The organism is Psychrobacter sp. AOP7-B1-24, assembly GCF_052376215.1.
In the GTDB taxonomy this organism is placed as follows: Bacteria; Pseudomonadota; Gammaproteobacteria; order Pseudomonadales; family Moraxellaceae; genus Psychrobacter.
Genome location: NZ_JBQSVL010000155.1, coordinates 1 through 2,021, shown reverse-complemented (window position 1 = coordinate 2,021; position 2,021 = coordinate 1). Strand labels below are relative to the sequence as shown.

The 2,021-nt window shown below is 36.8% G+C and carries 3 protein-coding genes and 1 pseudogene; 3 read left to right on the top strand and 1 reads right to left on the bottom strand.

The window, feature by feature from the left end:
* The 3 genes and pseudogenes from ACT3QP_RS14650 to ACT3QP_RS14640 form a co-directional block, all read left to right on the top strand.
* Positions 1–160, top strand: a 160-nt coding sequence (locus ACT3QP_RS14650; protein WP_444526005.1) for a transposase, incomplete at its 5' end; no start/stop codon positions are given.
* Positions 161–187: 27 nt separating this feature from the next.
* The gene (locus tag ACT3QP_RS14645) at positions 188–1,069 is read left to right on the top strand and encodes an ATP-dependent nuclease (protein ID WP_444526004.1); all 882 of its coding nucleotides are present in this window, start codon (positions 188–190) and stop codon (positions 1,067–1,069) included.
* Between the two features lie 258 nt (positions 1,070–1,327).
* Positions 1,328–1,426, top strand: a pseudogene (locus ACT3QP_RS14640) (recombinase family protein); the annotation flags it as partial.
* Between the two features lie 8 nt (positions 1,427–1,434).
* On the opposite strand, the gene ACT3QP_RS14635 reads toward ACT3QP_RS14640, so the two are convergent.
* Positions 1,435–2,021, bottom strand: a 587-nt coding sequence (locus ACT3QP_RS14635; RefSeq protein ID WP_444526003.1) for an IS982 family transposase, incomplete at its 5' end; no start/stop codon positions are given.

The following is a 2,021-nucleotide window of genomic DNA, read 5'->3' as shown; positions in this document are numbered from 1 at the left end:
AAATACCAACGGCCTTATCAGAGAGTACTTGCCTAAGGGTTGTGACTTTAGACAAGTCTCTGATGATGAGATGCAGGACATTGAGAACAAATTAAACAACAGACCAAGAAAACGATTAGGGTTTAAGACGCCTATGCAGGCGTTCTATAATATTAATTAGCGTTGCACTTGGTGTGTTAATCTAAGAATTTTCTTTGCAGAAGCTGCGGATAAACATAAAAATGCTATTCTTCTTCTAGATGAACCAGGCATGAGCCTTCATGCTTTGAAGCAACGAGATTTTAGAACAACAATATCAAGATTAGCGGAACAAAACCAAACTATCTATACCACTCACTCTCCATTTCTAGTAGGGCCTGATGAACTAAATATTGTCAAAGTTGTGGAAATGAAAGATCGTAGTGATGGTACTAAAGTACATAATACAATTAATTCAAGCGATCCAGCGGCTCTTCTCCCTCTCCAAGAAGCATTAGGATACGATTTGGCTCAAAGCTTATTTACGCAAAAGAAGAATCTAATTTTAGAGGGGCTAACAGATTACTGGTATATAGAGGCAGCGTCAGCACTTTTACGCGCAAAAAAAATAGCTGACTTGAACGATAAAATCTCTCTAGTTTTCGCTAATACAGCTGGCAAAGTAGTCTACTACGCCACCATACTACATGCTCAAAATTTGAAAATTGCAGCTTTACTTGATTCTGATAGTGCTGGAAATCAGGCAGCTACTCAAGATAGCTTGGTATATACTCTAGGTAATAAAAACATCCTTCGAACTAAAGACTACTGTCAAAACGTTACTTCTCCAGAGATAGAAGACTTATTGAGAGATACACTTGTTAGAATCGTAGAAACAGAATATTCAATCGACTGTAAGTCGATAGCAGATTCGCAGTCCACAAGAGGTATTGTGAGTATATTTCAATCACAAGTTCCCAACTTTTCAAAATATGACTTAGCCAAACATTTTATTAAATGGTGTAAGAGTAATGACGCTTCAAGCCTTACAGAAGATGAGATAAGCAATTGGACTAAGCTCATTGAAAATATCAACAAAGTGCTAAAATAAACTAATCATTTAGGTATGTACGGATAGGACGTTCTTTATTAAAAAAAGCAGGATCTTTTTTAATGCGTCCAACCATTTCATCAACTTATACCTCAACGGAGCCACTTCAACCCCTTATCATTAGTCTATACCTAAAACATAAAACCTTTAAATAATAATTTATCTATCATTAGACTTGTATCTGATATTAAATGATAGCAATCTCTTGCTGTTATCAATGAACATTAATTATTAAGTCTAAGTAATAGAGGTAGCGTTATGACCGTTCGTATTTATGTGAGAGCCAGCACTAAGGATCAAGACGCTACCAGAGCATTAGCTGATTTGGTGGCTTTCAGTACAAGTTATGATGATAAACCCCACTCTCAACTTGAAATAAGCAACTCAAACTGAAGTGGGGGATTACCTAACTGTTTATTGATTACAAAGCAGAAGTTATGAGCCAAGATTTTACGCATAAATCTGTGGGATAAATGCCATAAATCTCTCGCTCTCACCTTTTGCATATTAAACCGCTGTGATAACTGACCAATCACCGTCTCAATATTGCGACGAGCATTTTTAAGACGATTAAGTACACTGATTGGTCGTTTATCGGGCATATTTTTTCTAAGCGGTGTTTGCAAATCAACACATCGCTTAAAGCAATACTCAGATAAATCAGGGCTAATATAGCCCATATCTGCACCTAACAAGCCTTTGATATTATCAAGCATATCAGGTGCCACTAATCTTTCATCTATTCTGGCAGAGGCAAAGGTAAAATTGGTTATCATGCCCGATAGATTAATGAGTAAATGTCCTTCAAAGCCGAAATATTTTTGTTGCTTTGAGGCGCAGTAACTATAACTACCTTCGTATTTGAAGGTTTTATACCGATACGCTCTGGCATATTGGCATACAGGAATGGGAAAGCCATCGATAAAATGAATGTTGTCTTGTCCATACTGTT